This window comes from Streptomyces sp. NPDC056580, from assembly GCF_042793175.1.
Taxonomy (GTDB): Bacteria; Actinomycetota; Actinomycetes; order Streptomycetales; family Streptomycetaceae; genus Streptomyces.
In genome coordinates this window covers 65,916-84,764 of record NZ_JBHTVE010000022.1, presented here as the reverse complement: position 1 = coordinate 84,764, position 18,849 = coordinate 65,916, and the positions used below count along the sequence as shown (strand labels likewise).

The window sequence follows — 18,849 nt, the reverse complement described above, 5'->3', positions numbered from 1 at the left end:
CGCCTTTGCGCTGGTGGGGAGATCATTTGCGTCATTGGCTGCTCCGGTCGTGGCCGGAAAAGCAGTCGGCTGCGGGTACCCGTGGTGGGCACCCGCAGCCGCCCTGGTTCTACAGGTACTGACCGGTGTTCGCCACTGTGTCGATGGAGCGTCCGGTGTCGGCGCCCTGCTTTCCGGTGATGAGGGTGCGGATGTAGACGATCCGTTCGCCCTTCTTTCCGGAGATGCGGGCCCAGTCGTCCGGGTTGGTGGTGTTGGGCAGGTCCTCGTTCTCCTTGAACTCGTCCACGCAGGCCTGGAGGATGTGGGAGACGCGGAGGCCCTTCTGGTTCTTGTCCAGGAAGTCCTTGATCGCCATTTTCTTGGCGCGGCCGACGATATTCTCGATCATGGCGCCGGAGTTGAAGTCCTTGAAGTAGAGGACTTCCTTGTCTCCGTTGGCGTAGGTGACTTCCAGGAAGCGGTTCTCCTCGGATTCGGCGTACATGTGCTCGACCGCCGTCTGGATCATGCTCTGGACGGTGGTGGCCTTGTCGCCTTCGTGCTCGCCGAGGTCGTCCGCGTGGAGCGGGAGGCGCTCGGTGAGGTACTTGCCGAAGATGTCCTTGGCGGCCTCCGCGTCGGGGCGCTCGATCTTGATCTTCACGTCGAGGCGGCCGGGGCGCAGGATGGCGGGGTCGATCATGTCCTCGCGGTTGGAGGCGCCGATGACGACCACGTTCTGCAGGCCTTCCACGCCGTCGATCTCGGCGAGGAGCTGCGGGACGATGGTGTTCTCCACGTCGGAGCTGACGCCGGAGCCGCGGGTTCGGAAGAGCGATTCCATCTCGTCGAAGAAGACGATGACGGGGGTGCCCTCGCTGGCCTTCTCGCGGGCCCGCTGGAAGACGAGGCGGATCTGCCGCTCGGTCTCGCCGACGTACTTGTTGAGGAGCTCGGGGCCCTTGATGTTGAGGAAGAAGCTCTTGCCGGCGGCCTGTCCGGTGACCTCGGCCACCTTTTTGGCGAGCGAGTTGGCGACGGCCTTGGCGATGAGCGTCTTGCCGCATCCGGGCGGTCCGTAGAGCAGGACGCCCTTGGGCGGGCGCAGCTCGTGCTCCTTGAAGAGGTCGGGGTAGAGGTAGGGCAGCTCGACGGCGTCGCGGATCGCCTCGATCTGGTTGCCGAGGCCGCCGATCTGCTCGTAGCCGATGTCGGGGACCTCTTCGAGGACGAGTTCCTCGACCTCGCTCTTGGGGACGACCTCGTAGACGTAGCCGGAGCGGGGTTCGAGCAGGAGTGCGTCGCCGGGGCGGATGGTGACGTCGAGGAGGGGTTCGGCGAGCCGGACCACTCGTTCTTCGTCGGTGTGCCCGAGGACGAGGGCGCGCTCGCCGTCCTCGAGGATCTCCTTGAGGGTGACGATGTCGCCGACGCGCTCGAACTCCATGGCGTCGACCACGTTGAGCGCCTCGTTGAGCATGACTTCCTGGCCGCGCCTGAGGTCGTCGAGTTCGACGCTGGGGCTGACGTTCACGCGGAGTTTGCGGCCTCCGGTGAAGATGTCGGCGGTGCCGTCCTCGTTGGCCTGCAGGAAGACTCCGAAGCCGGCGGGCGGCTGGGCGAGCCGGTCGACTTCTTCCTTGAGGGCCACGATCTGGTCGCGGGCCTCGCGGAGCGTGTTGGCCAGTCGCTCGTTCTGGGCGGACACGCCGGCCAGGTTGGTCTGCAGTTCGACGATCCGCTCTTCGAGAATTCTCGTGTGCCGCGGAGAGTCGGCGAGCTTGCGTCGCAGGACGGCGATCTCCTGCTCAAGGTAGGCGATCTGTCCGGCGGGGTCGTCGGACCCTCGTCCCGGGCGGATGCCGCGGTTCATGTCGTCGTCGTGGGCTGCCACGGTCCTCACCTCCTCCAAGGGGAGCTGGACGCTTCCAGACCCTACCTGGGTGGGTGTCGATTGAAACCCCTAGATCACAAAGACTGTCAAGGTGTGTCGTCGGTCACCCGGTGCGCTCCCTCTCGCACGGAGGGGATACCCACTGAACGTGATTCGGAAGCCGGTTGTTCCTGGTCCGTGGTGGTCAATACCCGGCGTGTGTGGCCGGAGTTGTCCGTTCCGGGCCGGTCGGCCGGTTCGCGGGCACGTTTCGGGGCACTCGTGCGGTCATCACGCAGAGCGATGGTCTGGTCGGTCGTTGTCATCGTCGGGGTGGCTGGATCTGTTCGCTCGGTTCCGGGGCTCCCTTGCCCGGTCGGGCGCTCGTACCCGAGGGGGTGCCGAGGGAAACCCCGATACCCGTGGAATCGGGAGGGTGTGCGGGCGGGGGTAGGGTCGGGGTTGTTCAACAGCCGCTGGTGCGGACGTCGCTGGCCGTGGTGCCGGGGCGCCGTCCGGCGATTCGACGGCAGGAGAGGTGACCGTGCAGCAGGAGGCCGCGGGCGGCGAGGCGCTGGAGGTCTGGATCGACCAGGCTCTGTGTACCGGCGACGGGATCTGCGCCCAGTACGCGCCGGAGGTGTTCGAGCTGGACATCGACGGGCTGGCCTACGTGAAGGGCGCGGACGACGAGCTGCTGCAGGCAGAGGGCGCGACGGTGCCGGTGCCGCTGCCGCTGCTCACGGACGTGGTGGACTCGGCGAAGGAGTGCCCCGGGGAGTGCATCCATGTGCGCCGGGTTCTGGACAAGGTCGAGGTCTGCGGTCCGGACGCGGAGTGAGGTCCGGCCGGTGACCGGCTGTGGTGTGCGCGCGCGTGGGCCGTCTTCGGGCGGGTCGCGCGCGTGCGGCGTGTTCGGGCCGGGTGCAAGGGTGTGGGGTGCGGCCGGAAGGCGTCACACGCTGTGGGCCGCGGTGGGCGTGGAGCGGATGAACGCCTTCCCGTTCCAGTGCCAGCTCGTGGGGGTCTTCAGGTCGGGGCAGCAACTGGGTACGTCGGCCGAGGAGTAGCCGAGCAGGGTGGCGGTGACGGTGCCGGTGTCGAGGGCGAAGTCGGTGACGGTGTGCCGGTCCTTGGGGTCGACGAGGGTGGCGACGACGCGGGCGGCGGCGCCGGCGGCGCCCCGGGTGAGGACGTAGACGCCGTCGGGCGGTGTGCCCATGGGGGCGTCGCAGTGGACGACCGCGACGGTCTCCGGGGTGCCGTCGCCGTCCAGGTCGCCGGTGGCCTTCTTGACCACGAGTGCTTTGACGGGTCCGCAGTCGAGCGGGAAGTGCACGCCGGTGGTGCTGGGCGGGGCGGCGGCCGCGGGGGCCGTCCTGCCCTCGGTGCCGGCGGCGGGCTGGGCGGCCGTGGCCGATCCTGGCTGCAGGGCGGAGGACAGGGCGACGACGCCGGCTATCGCGGCGGCGGTGGCGACCCAGTGGACGGGCCGGGTGTGCGTGTGGGCGAGCTCCGGAACGGCGGATGGCTGCACTAGGAGTGTCTCCTGTGAGGGCTGTGCCGGTGGGGGGGGGTGGCCAGCATGGTGCCACACGTCACAGTGCGGGGGAACGGCGGGGTCGGTACTGGGGTCTCGCAGGCGAGCAGTATGCGCGTGTGGGGCCCCCGTGTGCTGCCTGCTGCCGTGTCAACGCGTGGGCGCCGTGGCCGGGTTCCCGGTTGCGATGGGGAACTGGGCCACGGCGCCTCGGCGTTGGGCGGGCCGGGAGGGGCCGGTCAGCGGCCGGCGCCGCCGTCGGCGTTGGGTCCGGCGTAGTCCTCGCCGTAGGCGCCCTTGGCGGGGCGGCGGCGGCGCATGGGCGGCTCGACTCCGTCGGCGAGGCGGCGGGCGGTGAGCAGGAAGCCGGTGTGGCCGATCATGCGGTGGTCCGGGCGGACGGCCAGGCCCTCGATGTGCCAGTTGCGGATCATGGTCTCCCAGGAGGTCGGCTCGTTGAAGCAGCCGATCTCCCGGATGGACTCGACGGTCCGGGCGAGCTGGGTGGTGGTGGCCACGTAGCAGCAGACGATGCCGCCGGGCACGAGTGCCTTGGAGACGGCCTCCAGGCACTCCCAGGGGGCGAGCATGTCGAGGATGACGCGGTCGACGTCGGTGTCGGACAGGTTGTCCTGGAGGTCTCCGACCGTGAGCTGCCAGGCGGGGTGCGGGCCGCCGAAGTAGCGCTCGACGTTCGCCCGTGCGATCTCGGCGAAGTCCTCGCGGCGCTCGTAGGAGTGCAGCATGCCCTGGTCGCCGATGGCGCGCAGCAGGAAGCTGCTGAGCGAGCCGGAGCCGACGCCGGCCTCGACGACGCGGGCGCCGGGGAAGATGTCGGCGAAGGCGAGGATGTGCCCCGCGTCCTTGGGGTAGACGACGGCTGCCCCGCGGGGCATGGACAGGACGTAGTCGGGGAGCAGGGGGCGCAGCGCGAGGTAGGCGACGTTGCCGGTGGTGCGGACAACACTGCCTTCGGGAGCGCCGATCAGTTCGTCGTGCGGGAAGGAGCCCTTGTGGGTGTGGAAGTTCTTCCCGGCTTCGAGCGTGAACGTGTAGTGGCGGCCCTTGGGGTCGGTCAGCTGAACCTGGTCCCCGACCTTGAAGGGCCCGCGCCTGCGGGCGGCACCGGTCGGTTCGGACATGTGACCAGCCTACCGGCGTTTACGGGGGCCGCCGACCACGGGAGGGCGGGCGGTCAGGGGCGGGCCATGGCCTTGACGAAGGCGCGCTCGACGTCGGCGGCGGACAGGACGCCGTAGATCTCGCCGGTCTCCTCGACGACGAGGTATTCGGTGGCGGGGGTGGCCCGGAGGGTGTCGAGGAGTTCCTCTCCGGCCAGCTCGGCGGAGACCCGCATGCCGTCGGTGAGGTCCTGAGCGAGGCCGCTGACGGCGACCCAGGGACGGCGGTGTTCGGGTACGCCGACGATGGCGGCCTCGCGGACGAGGGAGAGGGGGTTGCCTTCGGCGTCGACGACGACGAGGGCGCGGGCGCCTGCGGCGTTGGCGCGGCGGAGGGCCTCGGACAGGGGGGTGTCGGTCTCGACGGGGACAGCTCGCCGGGTGAGGGCGCGGGCCTTGAGTTCGGGGAGGTGTTCGCGTAGGCGGGCCACGCGCAGGCTGTTGCCGGCGCCGGTCCAGATGATCGCGGCGAGGATGGCGGCGAGCAGGGCGTCGGTGACGGTGTGCATGCCGCCCACGTCCCGGTTGCCGCCGCCGAAGGCGCCGGACTGGTTGAGCACCGGCAGGCCGACCAGGACGGAGATGGCGAGGGCACGGCCGACCCAGGCGGCGGCGACGGTGCCGCTCATGGGTTTGCCGGTGATCTTCCAGACGACGGCGCGGAGCATGCGGCCGCCGTCGAGGGGCAGGCCGGGCAGCAGGTTGAAGGCGGCGACGATGAGGTTGGAGATCATCAGGCCGGCGAGCAGGACGCCGGGGACGCTGTCCCGCTGCACGGGTTTCATGGCCAGGTAGAACAGGCCGGCCAGGACGAGGGAGAGCAGGGGGCCGACGAGGGCGAGGACGAATTCGCGCCCTGGGGTCTCGGCCTCCTTCTCGATCTCGGAGACGCCGCCGAAGAACTGGAGCTGGATGCGGCGCACCGGCAGTCTGAAGCGGATCGCGGCGACCGTGTGGGCCAGTTCGTGGACGAGGACGGAGGCGTAGAAGGCGACGGCGAAGAAGAGGGAGACCAGGTAGCGGGCGGCTCCGAGTTCGGGCAGGACCCGGTCGAGCTGGCCGCCGAAGACCCAGGTGATCAGGGCGGCCACCAGGAACCAGCTGGGTGCGACGTAGACGGGGACGCCGAAGGGGCGGCCCATGAGCAGTCCGCCGCCGGGTTCCTTGGGCCGTGGCGTCGGGGGTTCGCCCTTGGCGATGCCGGAGTGGGCGAGGGTGCGGTGTTCGGTGGGGTGGGTGCCGCTGCCGGTGGCGGGGGTTTCCTCGTCGGGGCGGGGGTGGGAGCGGGCGGGGCCGGCGGCCTGTCCGGTTCCGGGCGGTCCTGGGCTCGCGGTCCCGGTGTCCCGCCGGGTGTCCGTGCCGGGGTGCTCGTCGGCGGCGGGGTGCTCGTGCGCGCCGCCCCGCTCGTGTCGCTCGCCCGCTTCGGCGCGGTCGCCGTGGCCGGTCGCCTCGGGCCGGTCGCCTTGGCCGGTCGCCTCGGGCCGGCCGTCGTGGTCGGAGGACTCGAGCCGGTCGTCGTGGTCGCCCGTCCCGGGCCGGTCGTCGTGGTCGGAGGACTCGAGCCGGTCGTCGTGGTCGCCGGTCCCCGGCCGGTCGTCGTGGTCGGAGGACTCGAGCCGGCCGTCGTGGCCGCCCGTCTCGGACCGGCCGTCGTGGCCAGTCGTCTCGGGTCGGCGGTCCTGGCCGCCCGTCCCGGGCCGGCCGTCGTGGTCGGAGGACTCCAGCCGGTCGCCGTGGCCGCCCGTCCCGGGCCGGTCGTCGTGGTCGCCCGGGCCGGGCCGCGGGGCGCCGGCGGGTTCGGGGGCGTCGTGGGGCTCCGGTCCGCGGTGGTGGCCGGTGGATCCGGTCGCCGGGGCCGTAGGACCCGCGGGGTGCTCGGCCGGCTCGTCGTTGCCGGACCGCGGCTGCCCGCTCCCGCCGCTCACGTCCACGCTGTCCCCTCGTTCGAAGCGTCTTCCGCGCCAGGGGCCGGAAGGTCTCGGGTCGATGGTATGCGGCTCGGGTGGTCCGTTCCGCCCCGGCACCCCTTGTGTTTGCCCCGCTGTCGCGCGGCCTAACGCGGGCCGTGGCTGGGTCGCTGTCAGTGCCGGGCCGTATGGTCTGGGGTCATGGACAGCAGCATCGAGGACGCGGGGGCCCTGCCGGGTCCGGCCGGGGAGACGGATCCGGCAGCGGGCGCGGTGGGGGCGGCGGAGCCGGCGGCGGCCGTGGCCGTTCCCCCGCCGGCCGCCGGGGAGGCGGCGGTGTCCGGCGGCGGTGCGGCCGGGTCCGCCCGTGAGCGCGCGGCCGTCGCGCCGTCCTCGTTGTCGCCGTCGCGGGCCAGTGACTTCATGCAGTGCCCGCTGCTGTACCGGTTCCGGGTGATCGACCGGCTGCCGGAGAAGCCGAGCGAGGCGGCGACGCGGGGGACGCTGGTGCACGCCGTGCTGGAGCGGCTGTTCGACGCGCCCGCCGCGGAGCGGACGGCGCCCCGGGCGAAGTCGCTGATCCCGGGGCAGTGGGACCGGTTGCGGGAGAGCCGGCCGGAGGTCGGGGAGCTCTTCGCCGAGGACCCGGAGGGCGAGCGGCTGGCCCGCTGGCTGGGTGAGGCCGAGCGGCTGGTGGAGCGGTGGTTCACGCTGGAGGACCCCGCCCGGCTGGAGCCGGCCGAGCGGGAGCTGTTCGTGGAGGCCGAGCTGGAGTCGGGGCTGCGGCTGCGCGGGATCATCGACCGTGTCGACGTGGCGCCCACCGGCGAGGTGCGGATCGTGGACTACAAGACGGGGAAGGCGCCGCGGCCGGAGTACGCCGAGGGCGCGCTGTTCCAGATGAAGTTCTACGCGCTGGTGGTGTGGCGGCTGAAGCGGGTCGTCCCGCGCCGGCTGCAGCTCGTGTACCTCGGCAGCGGTGACGTGCTGACCTACGATCCCGTCCTGGCCGACCTGGAGCGGGTGGAGCGCAAGCTGCTGGCGCTGTGGGAGGCGATCCGGCAGGCGACGGAGACCGGCGAGTGGCGGGCCCGGCCGACGAAGCTGTGCGGCTGGTGCGATCACCGGTCGCACTGCCCGGAGTTCGGCGGCACTCCCCCGCCCTACCCGCTGCCGGTGCGGCCTGCCGCGGCCGGCGAGTAGCGGCCGGCGGCTGCCTCCAGGGCGCCTCGGGCGGCCTGGAGGGGGCAGGGCAGAATGGGTGCGGACTAGCGAAGGAGTGTCACGTGGCCATCCGCGTCCTACTGGTCGACGACCAGCCCCTGCTGCGCACCGGTTTCCGGATGATCCTGGAGGCCGAGCAGGACATCGCGGTCGTCGGCGAGGCCGGTGACGGTCTGCAGGCCCTGGATCAGGTACGGGCCCTGCAGCCGGATGTGGTGCTGATGGACATCCGGATGCCGCGGATGGACGGTGTGGAGGCCACCCGGCAGATCTCCGGTCCGGGGCGGGACGGCCCGGCGAAGGTGCTGGTGCTGACCACGTTCGACCTGGACGAGTACGTGGTGGAGGCGCTGCGCGCCGGGGCCAGCGGGTTCCTGTTGAAGGACGCGCCCGCCAACGAACTGGTGCAGGCGATCCGGGTGGTGGCCGCCGGGGAGGCGATGCTGGCGCCGAGCATCACGCGCCGTCTGCTGGACAAGTACGCCACGCACCTGCCGTCCGGCGAGGAGTCCGTGCCGGACACGTTGCACACACTCACCGACCGCGAGGTGGAGGTGCTGAAGCTGGTGGCGCGCGGGCTGTCCAACGCGGAGATCGCCGCGGACCTGTTCGTCAGCGAGACGACGGTGAAGACGCACGTCGGGCATGTGCTGACCAAGCTGGGGCTGCGTGACCGGGTGCAGGCGGCGGTGTACGCCTACGAGAGCGGACTGGTGCGGCCGGGCGCGAGCTGAGCCGGGTCCGCGGCGGCACGCCGGTACGACGCCGAGGGCGCCCCTTCCCGTGCGGGAAGGGGCGCCCTCGGTGCTGTGCGGGAGGGGGGTCAGCCGCTCACGCCGCGGCCGAGCTCCCAGAGCTGGAGCGAGGAGACGGAGTTGAGGGCGTAGGAGACACCCGTGATGTTGTCGCGGGCGGCGACGTACTGCTTGCCCTGCCACAGCGGCAGCACGGGGACGTCGTCGGCGACGGTGTCCTGGATCTCGGTGAGGGTCTTGACCGCGTTGAGGCGGTCGGCCTCGCGCCGGGACTCGGGGATCAGGGTGCGCTGGATGGTGCTGTTGGAGTAGGGCGAGCCGAGGAAGTTGCCCTTGTCGAGGAAGGGCGCGACGAAGTTGTCGGCGTCGGGGAAGTCGGGGAACCAGCCCATGCCGTAGACGTCGTACCGGCCCTTCTGCTCGTCGGGCCGGAAGGTCTTCCAGGGGTGGCCCTGGATGCTCACGTCGAACAGGCCGCTGTCGTTGAGCTGCTTCTGCAGGATCTCGAACTCCTGCTTGGTGGCCGAGCCGTAGTGGTCGGTGGTGTAGTGCAGCGTCAGCTTCACCGGGGTGGTGATGCCGGCCTTCTCGAGCAGGCTCTTGGCCTTGGCGGCGCTGGGGTCGCCGTACTTGTTGAAGAACGAGTTGGAGTGGCCGGTGAGGGTGGCCGGGACGAGCGAGTACAGCGGCTCGGCCTGGGTGCCGTAGACCTTGGAGACGAGTTCGCCGCGGTTGACGACCTGGGCCATGGCCTGGCGGACGGCCTTGGACTTCACGGTGGGCGCGTCGGTGTTGAAGGCGAGGTAGCGGATCTCGAGGCCCGGCATGTCGACGAGGTCGACGTTGGCCTGGGAGCCGGAGTCCAGCTTGTCGATCTGGGACGGCGACATGGTGCGGGTCATCAGGTCGATGTCGCCCTTTTCGATGGCCTGGCCCATGGCGTCGGCGTCGTCGAAGGAGCGCATCTGGACCTGGTCGTTGTTCACCGTCACGCTGCCCTTGTAGGAAGGGTTCTTGGTGAAGGTGGCGGTGACGATCGCGTTGTCCTTGACGTCGGCCTTGAGGGTGTAGGGGCCGGAGCCGTCGACCTCGAAGCCGTCGCGCAGCTTGTCCTTGGCGTAGTCCTTCGGGTTGACGATGGCCGCGACCGGGGTGGACAGCTTGTACGGGAAGGTGGCGTCGGCCGTCTTGAGGTGGAAGATCACCTCGCGGTCGCCCTGGGTCTCGACCGTGTCGATCGTGTTCAGCAGGGTGGCGACACCGCTGTCCGCGTTGATGCGCAGGGCACGCTCGATGGAGTACTTGACGTCGGCGGCCGTGACATTGTCGCCGTCGGAGAACTTCAGGCCCTCGCGCAGCTTGCAGGCGTAGCGCTCGTTGCCGCTGTCGGTGAAGGAGCAGCTCTCGGCGGCCTCCGGGACGGGGTTGCCCTCGCCCTTGGGCTGGGTCATCAGGGTCTGCACCGTCTGGCGCAGGATGTTCCAGGTGCCGACGTCGTAGGCGTAGGCGGGGTCGAGGGGCGCCGGGGCGTCGCTGGTGGCCTCGAAGCGGTCCGTGGTGCCGACCACGATGGCGTCCCCGCTCTTGCTCCCGCTGTCGGATCCGCCGCACGCGGCGAGAACCGGCGTCAGCAGGCCGACCACTGCCGGCAGCACCAAAGTCTTGCGGTTCATGCGGGAGTTTCTCCAGAGCTGTTCGAGTCCATGTACTCGGCATGCAGGGGTGGTGCGGCGAGTCACGGGGGTTGCTTCGATGTTTCCGCGAACGAGATTAGTCCGCGCCCGCACGGGGGTTCACAGGCGCGTGAGTTGAGCGTCCATCACGGAGTGAAACCGGGTGTGGACACACCGAAAACCCGACAGCGGCAGGATTAGTGCAGCGTCCCCCCAATCGGGACACAAGGACGTGCCGTCACGTCCCGGATGGGGGCGGTCTGCACACTTGGGCAACGTTGTCGAGGACCCGACGCGTGGGGAACGTCACAGCGTCGGGCCCGGTCGGCGGTCACCGGAATTCAGCCGGGTGACCGGCCGGTATTCCACTCCTCCGGTATTCCACTCCTGGTGTACCTTCCCGGAAATCTGTCCAACAGGCCCTGCGGGCTTGTCAGTCCGCCGGGATCCGGCGGGATCCGGGTCCGGTGGTACCGCCGGTGAACGGTCAGCGCACCTGCGTCATCAGGCCGCGCAGGAATGCCAGGTCCACCTCTTCGAGGGAGGACACGACGGTGCGCCGTTCGGCCGGGGCGATGGGGGCGATGGAGGGGACGGCGACCACCTGGCAGCCGGCGGCCTCGGCGGCGGTGACCCCGGTGACGGTGTCCTCGACGACCGCGCAGCGGGCCGGGTCGACGCCGAGCCCGGCGGCGGCCAGCAGGTAGGGGTCGGGGTAGGGCTTGGTGCGCGAGACCTCGTCGCCGGCGATGGACAGGCCGAAGTGGTGGGGGCCCAGCACGTCCAGCACGCGGTCGATGATGCGCCGGTGGGAGGCGGAGACAAGGGCGGTGGGGATGCCGTGCTCGTGGAGTTCGGCGAGCAGCCGGGCGGCGCCGGGCATCAGCGGCAGGGACTGTCCGATGCGGGTCTCGAAGCCTTCGTTGAGCAGCACCGAGACTTCGGGGAGGGTGATGGCGGCGCCGGTGGCCTCGATGAGGAAGCCGGCGCTGCGGGTCATGGGGCCGCCGACGACGACGTGCCGCCAGGACTCGTCGAGGACGTGGCCGAGGGCGGCGAATACCTCCACCTCGACGTCCCACCAGAATCCCTCGGTGTCCACCAGGGTGCCGTCCATGTCGAGGAGCACCGCCTGCAGGGCGGAGCCTTCGGCCGTGCGGGTTCCGAGCGCTGGGACCGTACTGGTCATCCGGGCGCACCTCCTTGGGGACGGCCAGGCCGGTTCCCGTGCGGGAACCGGCCTGCGGTGGACCGACCAGTGTACGACGCCGACGTCCGGAACGCCTCGTCCGGCGCTCCGGGCCGGGGAAGTCAGCGGGCGTTGAAGTACTTGGCCTCCGGGTGGTGGATCACGATCGCGTCGGTGGACTGCTCGGGGTGGAGCTGGAACTCCTCGGACAGGTGGACGCCGATCCGCTCGGGCCGCAGCAGATCCGCGATCTTGGCGCGGTCCTCCAGGTCGGGGCAGGCGCCGTAGCCGAGGGAGAAGCGGGCGCCCCGGTACTTCAGGGCGAACATGTCCTCCATGGCGGCGGGGTCCTCGCCGGCGAAGCCGAGTTCGGCGCGCACCCGGGCGTGCCAGTACTCGGCGAGGGCCTCGGCGAGCTGTACGGACAGTCCGTGCAGTTCGAGGTAGTCGCGGTAGGCGTTGGCCTCGAAGAGCCTGGCGGTCTGCTCGCCGATCCGGGAGCCGACGGTGACGACCTGGAAGCCGACGACGTCGGTCTCGCCGGACTCCTCCGGGCGGAAGAAGTCGGCGAGGCACAGGCGGCGGCCGCGGCGCTGGCGCGGGAAGGTGAACCGGGTGCGTTCGTTGCCCCGCTCGTCCAGGATGATCAGGTCGTCGTCCTTGGAGACGCACGGGAAGTAGCCGTAGACCACGGCCGCCTCCAGCAGGTTCTCCGTCTGGAGTCGGTCGAGCAGGCCGCGCAGGCGGGGGCGGCCCTCGGTCTCGGCGAGTTCCTCGTAGGTCGGGCCGTCGCCGGTGCGGGCCTGCTTCAGGCCCCACTGGCCCTTGAACAGCGCGCCCTCGTCGAGCCAGGTCGCGTACTCCTTGAGCTGGATGCCCTTGATGACGCGGGTGTCCCAGAACGGCGGGGTGGGCACGGGGTTGTCGGTGGCGACGTCGGAGCGGACGTGCCCCTCCTCCGGGCGCTCCTGGACCTCCACGGCGGCCGTGGAGCGGACCCGGCGCTGCCTGAGTTCGGGCAGCTTGGCGCCGGGCACGCCCCGCTTGACGCCGATGAGGGCGTCCATCAGGCGCAGGCCCTCGAAGGCGTCGCGGGCGTAGCGGACCTCGCCGTCGTAGATCTCGTGCAGGTCCTGCTCGACGTAGGCGCGGGTGAGGGCGGCGCCGCCGAGGATGACCGGGAAGCGGGCGGCGAGGCCGCGCTGGTTCAGCTCCTCCAGGTTCTCCTTCATGATCACGGTGGACTTGACCAGGAGGCCGGACATGCCGATGACGTCGGCGCGGTGTTCCTCGGCGGCGTCCAGGATCGCGGAGACGGGCTGCTTGATGCCCAGGTTGACGACGTTGTAGCCGTTGTTGGACAGGATGATGTCGACGAGGTTCTTGCCGATGTCGTGGACGTCTCCGCGCACGGTGGCCAGCACGATGGTGCCCTTGCCCTCGGCGTCCGACTTCTCCATGTGGGGTTCGAGGTGGGCGACGGCCGTCTTCATGACCTCGGCGGACTGGAGCACGAAGGGGAGCTGCATCTGGCCGGAGCCGAACAGTTCGCCGACGACCTTCATGCCGTCCAGCAGGGTGTCGTTGACGATGTCCAGGGCGGGCCGGTCCCGCAGGGCCTCGTCGAGGTCGGCTTCGAGGCCGTTGCGCTCGCCGTCGATGATGCGGCGCTTGAGGCGCTCCTCCAGGGGCAGCGCGGCGAGTTCCTCGGCCTTGCCGGCCTTCAGGGACTTGGCGGTGGCTCCCTCGAAGAGCTGCATCAGCTTCTGCAGCGGGTCGTAGCCCTCGGCGCGGCGGTCGTGGATGAGGTCGAGGGCGGTGGTGACCTCCTCCTCGCTGAAGCGGGCGATGGGCAGGATCTTGGAGGCGTGCACGATCGCCGAGTCGAGTCCGGCCTTGACGCACTCGTCGAGGAAGACGGAGTTCAGCAGGATGCGGGCGGCCGGGTTCAGGCCGAAGGAGATGTTGGACAGGCCCAGGGTGGTCTGGACGGCCGGGTGGCGGCGCTTGAGTTCGCGGATGGCCTCGATGGTGGCGATGCCGTCCTTGCGGGACTCCTCCTGGCCGGTGCAGATGGTGAAGGTCAGGGTGTCGATGAGGATGTCCTCCTCACGGATGCCCCAGTTCCCGGTGAGGTCGTCGATGAGCCGTTCGGCGATCTCGACCTTCTTCTCCGGGGTGCGGGCCTGGCCCTCCTCGTCGATGGTCAGCGCGATCAGCGCGGCGCCGTGCTCCCGGGCCAGCGCGGTGACCTTGGCGAAGCGGGAGCCGGGTCCGGCGCCGTCCTCGTAGTTCACGGAGTTGATCACGGCGCGGCCGCCGAGCTTCTCCAGGCCCGCCTCGATGACGTCGACCTCGGTGGAGTCGAGGACGATCGGCAGGGTGGAGGCGGTGGCGAAGCGGCCGGCGAGTTCCTCCATGTCGGCGACGCCGTCGCGGCCGACGTAGTCCACGCACAGGTCCAGCATGTGCGCGCCCTCGCGGATCTGGTCGCGGGCCATCTCCACGCAGTCGTCCCAGCGGCCCGCGAGCATGGCCTCGCGGAACTTCTTGGACCCGTTGGCGTTGGTGCGCTCGCCGATGGCGAGGTAGGAGGTGTCCTGGCGGAAGGGCACGCTCTGGTAGAGCGAGGCGGCGCCGGCCTCGGGGTGCGGGTCGCGGGCGCCCGGGGCGAGGCCCTGGACGCGTTCGACGACCTGGCGCAGGTGCTCGGGGGTGGTGCCGCAGCAGCCGCCGACGAGCGAGAGGCCGTACTCGCGGACGAAGGTCTCCTGGGCGTCGGCCAGCTCGGGCGCGCTCAGCGGGTAGTGGGCGCCGTCCTTGCCGAGCACCGGCAGGCCCGCGTTGGGCATGCAGGACAGCGGGATGCGGGCGTTGCGGGCGAGGTAGCGCAGGTGCTCGCTCATCTCGGCCGGGCCGGTGGCGCAGTTCAGGCCGATCATGTCGATGCCGAGCGGTTCGAGCGCGGTGAGGGCGGCGCCGATCTCGGAGCCGAGCAGCATGGTGCCGGTGGTCTCGACGGTGACGGACACGATCACCGGCAGGTCGAGGCCGAGGGCGTCCAGGCCGCGGCGGGCGCCGAGCACGGCTGCCTTGGTCTGCAGCAGGTCCTGGGTGGTCTCGACGAGCAGTGCGTCGGCGCCGCCGGTGACCAGGCCCTCGGCGTTGCGCTGGTAGGCGTCGCGCAGGGTGGTGTAGGGGGCGTGGCCGAGGGTGGGCAGCTTGGTGCCGGGGCCCATGGAGCCGAGGACCCAGCGGGGCCGGCCGTCCCTGGCGGTGAACGCGTCGGCGCTCTCGCGGGCGACGCGGGCGCCGGCCTCGGACAGTTCGTGCACGCGCTCGGGGATGTCGTACTCGCCGAGGGCGGAGTGGTTGGCCCCGAAGGTGTTGGTCTCGACGCAGTCGACGCCCACGGCGAAGTACGCGTCGTGGACGGAGCGGACGATGTCGGGGCGGGTGAGGTTGAGGATCTCGTTGCAGCCCTCGAGCTGCTGGAAGTCCTCGAGGGTGGGCTCCTGGGCCTGGAGCATCGTGCCCATCGCTCCGTCGGCGACCACCACACGGGTGGCGAGTGCCTCTCGGAGCGCGGACACACGGGTCCGGCTGTCGGCGGAAGGGGTCGTTGGCGACGAGGCCATGAAGGGGCTCCCTGAGGTGCGACGGCTGTCGGCTATGCGCCTTCTCCGGTCGGTAACCGGGGCAGGGCACGGCGTCAGCGTAACCGCCGGTGGGCTTGGATGGGCACCGGCGTCCACGAGACGGACGCGGGGCGTGCCGGATGGCCGGATCGTCACCGTCGGGCCGCGCGGGATGTAACAGGTGTCGTCCGACTATTGGCGGTCGGTCGACATGGACCGGTAGTGTTCGACATTGCCGAACGGGGTGTTGTGCCCTGTTCGGCAATGGTCGGAAGGGACGGAGGGCAGGACGGCGATGGCACGGAACATCCAGTCGCTCGAACGGGCGGCGGCGATGCTGCGGCTGCTCTCGGGGGGCGAGCGGCGACTCGGCCTCTCGGACATCGCCTCGTCACTGGGCCTCGCCAAGGGCACCGCCCACGGCATCCTGCGCACCCTCCAGCAGGAGGGGTTCGTCGAGCAGGACGGCGTCTCCGGCCGTTACCAGCTCGGCGCCGAGCTGCTGCGCCTGGGCACGACCTACCTGGACGTGCACGAACTGCGGGCGCGGGCCCTGGTGTGGACCGACGACCTGGCCCGCTCCAGCGGGGAGAGCGTGTACCTGGGCGTCCTGCACCAGCAGGGCGTGCTGATCGTGCATCACGTCTTCCGGCCGGACGACAGCCGGCAGGTGCTGGAGATCGGGGCGATGCAGCCGCTGCACTCCACGGCGCTGGGCAAGGTGCTCGCCGCGTACGACCCCGTGGCGCACAGCGAGGCCCTCGAGGCCGACCGCAAGCCGTTCACGGACCGCACGGTGTGCGAGCCGGCCGACTTCGAGCACCTGCTGGACCTCACGCGCGCGCGTGGCTACGCGGCGGACGTGGAGGAGACCTGGGAGGGCGTGGCGTCGATCGCCGCGCCGATCCACGACCGGCGCCGGATGCCGGTGGGCGCGCTCGGCATCGCGGGCGCGGTGGAGCGGCTGTGCCGGGACGGCGAGGTGCGCCCCGAGCTGATCGCCGCGGTGCGCGACTGCGCCCGCGCGGTGTCGCGGGACCTGGGCGCGGCGCGTTTCTGACCGCCCGAGGGGCGGTCCACTGCCGGGCCGCGGGCCCAGGAGGCCCGCCGGGCCCGTGGAATCCCTGACGACCGGGACGCGAGGCGACGTCCCGGTTATCGCCATACCCTGAAGTGGACATATCGGGTGAGTAGGTACGTCAGCGCAGGAAGAGCGATAACCGACATCGATCAATAACGATCCTGTTTTCGATAACAGAACCCTTGACGCACGCGTGACGCCGAAGCAAGACTCCCGTCCATCGGTCGGCATTGTCGAACGCCTAACGGCAATAAGCGCTAGAGTGTGACAACGCCAAGGGCCGGCATCGCTCTCACCCCCGAGGGCGCCAGAACCCCCGGAGGGACCCGGGGTTCGGTTTCCCTGGACGAAGGACAAAGGAGTCGCGGGTGTCCAGCTCCGACATCTTCATCGGCGAGACCATCGGTACCGCCATACTCATCCTGCTCGGCGGTGGCGTGTGCGCCGCCGTCACACTGAAGGCCTCCAAGGCCCGTAACGCCGGCTGGCTCGCCATCACCTTCGGGTGGGGTTTCGCCGTTCTGACGGCCGTCTACACCTCGGCGCCGCTCTCCGGCGCCCACCTGAACCCGGCCGTGACGCTCGCACTCGCGATCAAGGACAAGGACTTCAGCACCCTGCCCGTGTACTGGGGCGGTCAGCTGCTCGGCGCCATGATCGGCGCGGCCCTGGTCTGGGCGGCCTACTACGGCCAGTTCCACGCGCACCTCACCGACAAGGAGATCGTCGGCGGTCCGGGGGCGCAGGCCACGACGACCAAGGCCGTCGAGGCGCAGGAGAAGGGCGCCGGCCCGGTCCTGGGCGTCTTCTCCACCGGTCCGGAGATCCGCAACGCGGTCCAGAACCTCCTCACGGAGATCATCGGCACGGTGGTGCTGGTGCTCGCCGTCCTCACTCAGGGCCTGAACGACAAGGGCAACGGCCTGGGCACCCTGGGCGCCCTGATCACGGCGCTCGTGGTCGTCTCCATCGGCCTCTCCCTCGGCGGCCCCACGGGCTACGCGATCAACCCCGCCCGTGACCTCGGCCCCCGCATCGTCCACGCCCTGCTGCCCCTGCCCAACAAGGGCGGTTCCGACTGGAGCTACGCCTGGGTCCCGGTGGTCGGTCCGCTGATCGGCGGCGCCATCGCCGCAGGCATCTACAACGTCGCCTTCGTCTAGGAAGCACCGAGCCTCCGCGCACGCGCCGTACGTAAAGCCCCACCACCACGGATCTTTCAGGAGCACACAGTGACCGACGCCCACACCGCAGGCCCGTTCATCGCCGCGATCGACCAGGGCACCACCTCCTCGCGCTGCATCGTCTTCGACAAGGACGGCCGGATCGTCTCCGTCGACCAGAAGGAGCACGAGCAGATCTTCCCGAAGCCGGGCTGGGTCGAGCACGACGCCAACGAGATCTGGACCAACGTCCAGGAAGTCGTCGCCGGCGCCGTCGAGAAGGCCGGCATCACCCGTGACGACATCAAGGCCATCGGCATCACCAACCAGCGCGAGACCACCGTGCTGTGGGACAAGAACACCGGTGAGCCCGTCCACAACGCCATCGTCTGGCAGGACACCCGCACCGACGCCCTGTGCAGGGAGCTGGGCCGCAACGTCGGCCAGGACCGCTTCCGCCGCGAGACGGGCCTGCCGCTGGCCTCCTACTTCGCCGGGCCCAAGGCCCGCTGGCTGCTCGACCACGTCGACGGCCTCCAGGAGCGCGCCGAGGCCGGCGACATCCTCTTCGGCACCATGGACAGCTGGGTCATCTGGAACCTGACCGGCGGCGTCAACGGCGGCAAGCACGTCACCGACGTCACCAACGCCTCCCGCACCCTGCTGATGAACCTGCACACCACGCAGTGGGACGCGAAGATCGCCGAGTCCATCGGCGTCCCGCTGGCGATGCTGCCGGAGATCCGCTCCTCCGCCGAGGTCTACGGCGAGATCACCGGCGGCAAGCTGGGCGAACTGCTGGGCGGCATCCCGGTCGCCTCCGCGCTCGGCGACCAGCAGGCGGCCCTGTTCGGCCAGACCTGTTTCTCCGAGGGCGAGACCAAGTCCACCTACGGCACCGGCACCTTCATGGTGATGAACACCGGTGACAAGATCATCAACTCCTACGCCGGTCTGCTGACCACCGTCGGCTACAAGATCGGCGAGCAGCCGACGGTCTACGCCCTCGAGGGCTCGATCGCCGTCACGGGCTCCCTGGTGCAGTGGATGCGCGACCAGATGGGCCTGATCTCCACCGCGGCCGAGATCGAGACGCTCGCGCTCTCGGTCGAGGACAACGGCGGCGCCTACTTCGTGCCGGCCTTCTCCGGCCTGTTCGCCCCGCACTGGCGTTCCGACGCCCGTGGTGTGATCGCCGGCCTGACCCGGTACGTCACCAAGGCGCACCTCGCCCGCGCGGTCCTGGAGGCCACCGCCTGGCAGACGCGGGAGATCGCGGACGCCATGACCAAGGACTCCGGCGACGAGCTGGTGACCCTCAAGGTCGACGGCGGCATGACCGCCAACAACCTGCTGATGCAGACGCTCTCCGACGTCCTGGACGCACCCGTGGTGCGCCCGATGGTCGCCGAGACCACCTGCCTCGGCGCCGCCTACGCCGCCGGCCTCGCCGTCGGCTTCTGGTCCAGCACCGACGAGCTGCGCGCCAACTGGCGCCGGGCCGCCGAATGGACCCCCCGCATGGACGCGGAGACCCGCGACCGTGAGTACAAGAACTGGCTCAAGGCCGTCGACCGGACCATGGGCTGGATCGAGGACGAGAGCTGAGCTGACCCCCGACAGCTCTGACGAGGAGTAAGTAC

At 70.5% G+C, this 18,849-nt stretch carries 13 protein-coding genes; 6 read left to right on the top strand and 7 right to left on the bottom strand.

Going from position 1 to position 18,849, the window contains the following annotated elements:
* Positions 1-109 precede the first annotated feature (109 nt).
* Positions 110-1,876, bottom strand: a complete 1,767-nt coding sequence (gene arc, locus ACFQ9Z_RS35675) for a proteasome ATPase (protein ID WP_143635368.1) — start codon at positions 1,874-1,876, stop codon at positions 110-112.
* Between the two features lie 517 nt (positions 1,877-2,393).
* Between arc and ACFQ9Z_RS35670 the strand changes: the two genes are divergently transcribed.
* The gene (locus tag ACFQ9Z_RS35670; protein ID WP_383029906.1) at positions 2,394-2,696 is read left to right on the top strand and encodes a ferredoxin; all 303 of its coding nucleotides are present in this window, start codon (positions 2,394-2,396) and stop codon (positions 2,694-2,696) included.
* 114 nt (positions 2,697-2,810) lie between these two features.
* Here ACFQ9Z_RS35670 and ACFQ9Z_RS35665 read toward each other — a convergent pair whose 3' ends face one another.
* The 3 genes from ACFQ9Z_RS35665 to ACFQ9Z_RS35655 form a co-directional block, all read right to left on the bottom strand.
* Positions 2,811-3,392, bottom strand: a complete 582-nt coding sequence (locus ACFQ9Z_RS35665; RefSeq protein ID WP_383029903.1) for a hypothetical protein — start codon at positions 3,390-3,392, stop codon at positions 2,811-2,813.
* Positions 3,393-3,634: 242 nt separating this feature from the next.
* On the bottom strand, positions 3,635-4,537 hold the full coding sequence (locus ACFQ9Z_RS35660; protein ID WP_360666348.1) for a tRNA (adenine-N1)-methyltransferase: 903 nt from the start codon (positions 4,535-4,537) through the stop codon (positions 3,635-3,637).
* Between the two features lie 53 nt (positions 4,538-4,590).
* Positions 4,591-6,507 (bottom strand): site-2 protease family protein, encoded by a 1,917-nt coding sequence (locus tag ACFQ9Z_RS35655; RefSeq protein ID WP_383029901.1) that lies wholly within the window; start codon positions 6,505-6,507, stop codon positions 4,591-4,593.
* 177 nt (positions 6,508-6,684) lie between these two features.
* On the opposite strand from ACFQ9Z_RS35655, the gene ACFQ9Z_RS35650 reads away from it, so the two are divergent.
* Complete coding sequence (locus ACFQ9Z_RS35650) at positions 6,685-7,686, top strand: RecB family exonuclease (protein ID WP_383029899.1); 1,002 nt, start codon at positions 6,685-6,687, stop codon at positions 7,684-7,686.
* A gap of 83 nt (positions 7,687-7,769) precedes the next feature.
* The gene (locus tag ACFQ9Z_RS35645) at positions 7,770-8,441 is read left to right on the top strand and encodes a response regulator transcription factor (RefSeq protein ID WP_281293604.1); all 672 of its coding nucleotides are present in this window, start codon (positions 7,770-7,772) and stop codon (positions 8,439-8,441) included.
* 89 nt (positions 8,442-8,530) lie between these two features.
* Here the strand turns inward: ACFQ9Z_RS35645 and ACFQ9Z_RS35640 are convergent, their stop codons facing one another.
* The 3 genes from ACFQ9Z_RS35640 to metH form a co-directional block, all read right to left on the bottom strand.
* The gene (locus ACFQ9Z_RS35640; protein WP_383029895.1) at positions 8,531-10,135 is read right to left on the bottom strand and encodes an ABC transporter substrate-binding protein; all 1,605 of its coding nucleotides are present in this window, start codon (positions 10,133-10,135) and stop codon (positions 8,531-8,533) included.
* A gap of 487 nt (positions 10,136-10,622) precedes the next feature.
* Positions 10,623-11,324: an HAD family hydrolase gene (locus tag ACFQ9Z_RS35635; RefSeq protein ID WP_383029893.1), complete on the bottom strand. Its 702-nt coding sequence runs from the start codon at positions 11,322-11,324 to the stop codon at positions 10,623-10,625.
* Positions 11,325-11,446: 122 nt separating this feature from the next.
* Entirely contained in the window at positions 11,447-14,962 is a 3,516-nt protein-coding gene (gene metH, locus ACFQ9Z_RS35630) for a methionine synthase (RefSeq protein WP_383029889.1), read from the bottom strand.
* A 295-nt stretch (positions 14,963-15,257) separates the two neighbouring features.
* On the opposite strand from metH, the gene ACFQ9Z_RS35625 reads away from it, so the two are divergent.
* From ACFQ9Z_RS35625 to glpK, 3 genes are all read left to right on the top strand, one after another.
* Positions 15,258-16,022, top strand: a complete 765-nt coding sequence (locus ACFQ9Z_RS35625) for an IclR family transcriptional regulator (RefSeq protein ID WP_383029887.1) — start codon at positions 15,258-15,260, stop codon at positions 16,020-16,022.
* Positions 16,023-16,411: 389 nt separating this feature from the next.
* Complete coding sequence (locus ACFQ9Z_RS35620; RefSeq protein ID WP_383029884.1) at positions 16,412-17,206, top strand: MIP/aquaporin family protein; 795 nt, start codon at positions 16,412-16,414, stop codon at positions 17,204-17,206.
* Between the two features lie 69 nt (positions 17,207-17,275).
* On the top strand, positions 17,276-18,814 hold the full coding sequence (gene glpK / locus ACFQ9Z_RS35615) for a glycerol kinase GlpK (RefSeq protein WP_383029882.1): 1,539 nt from the start codon (positions 17,276-17,278) through the stop codon (positions 18,812-18,814).
* Positions 18,815-18,849: the final 35 nt, after the last annotated feature.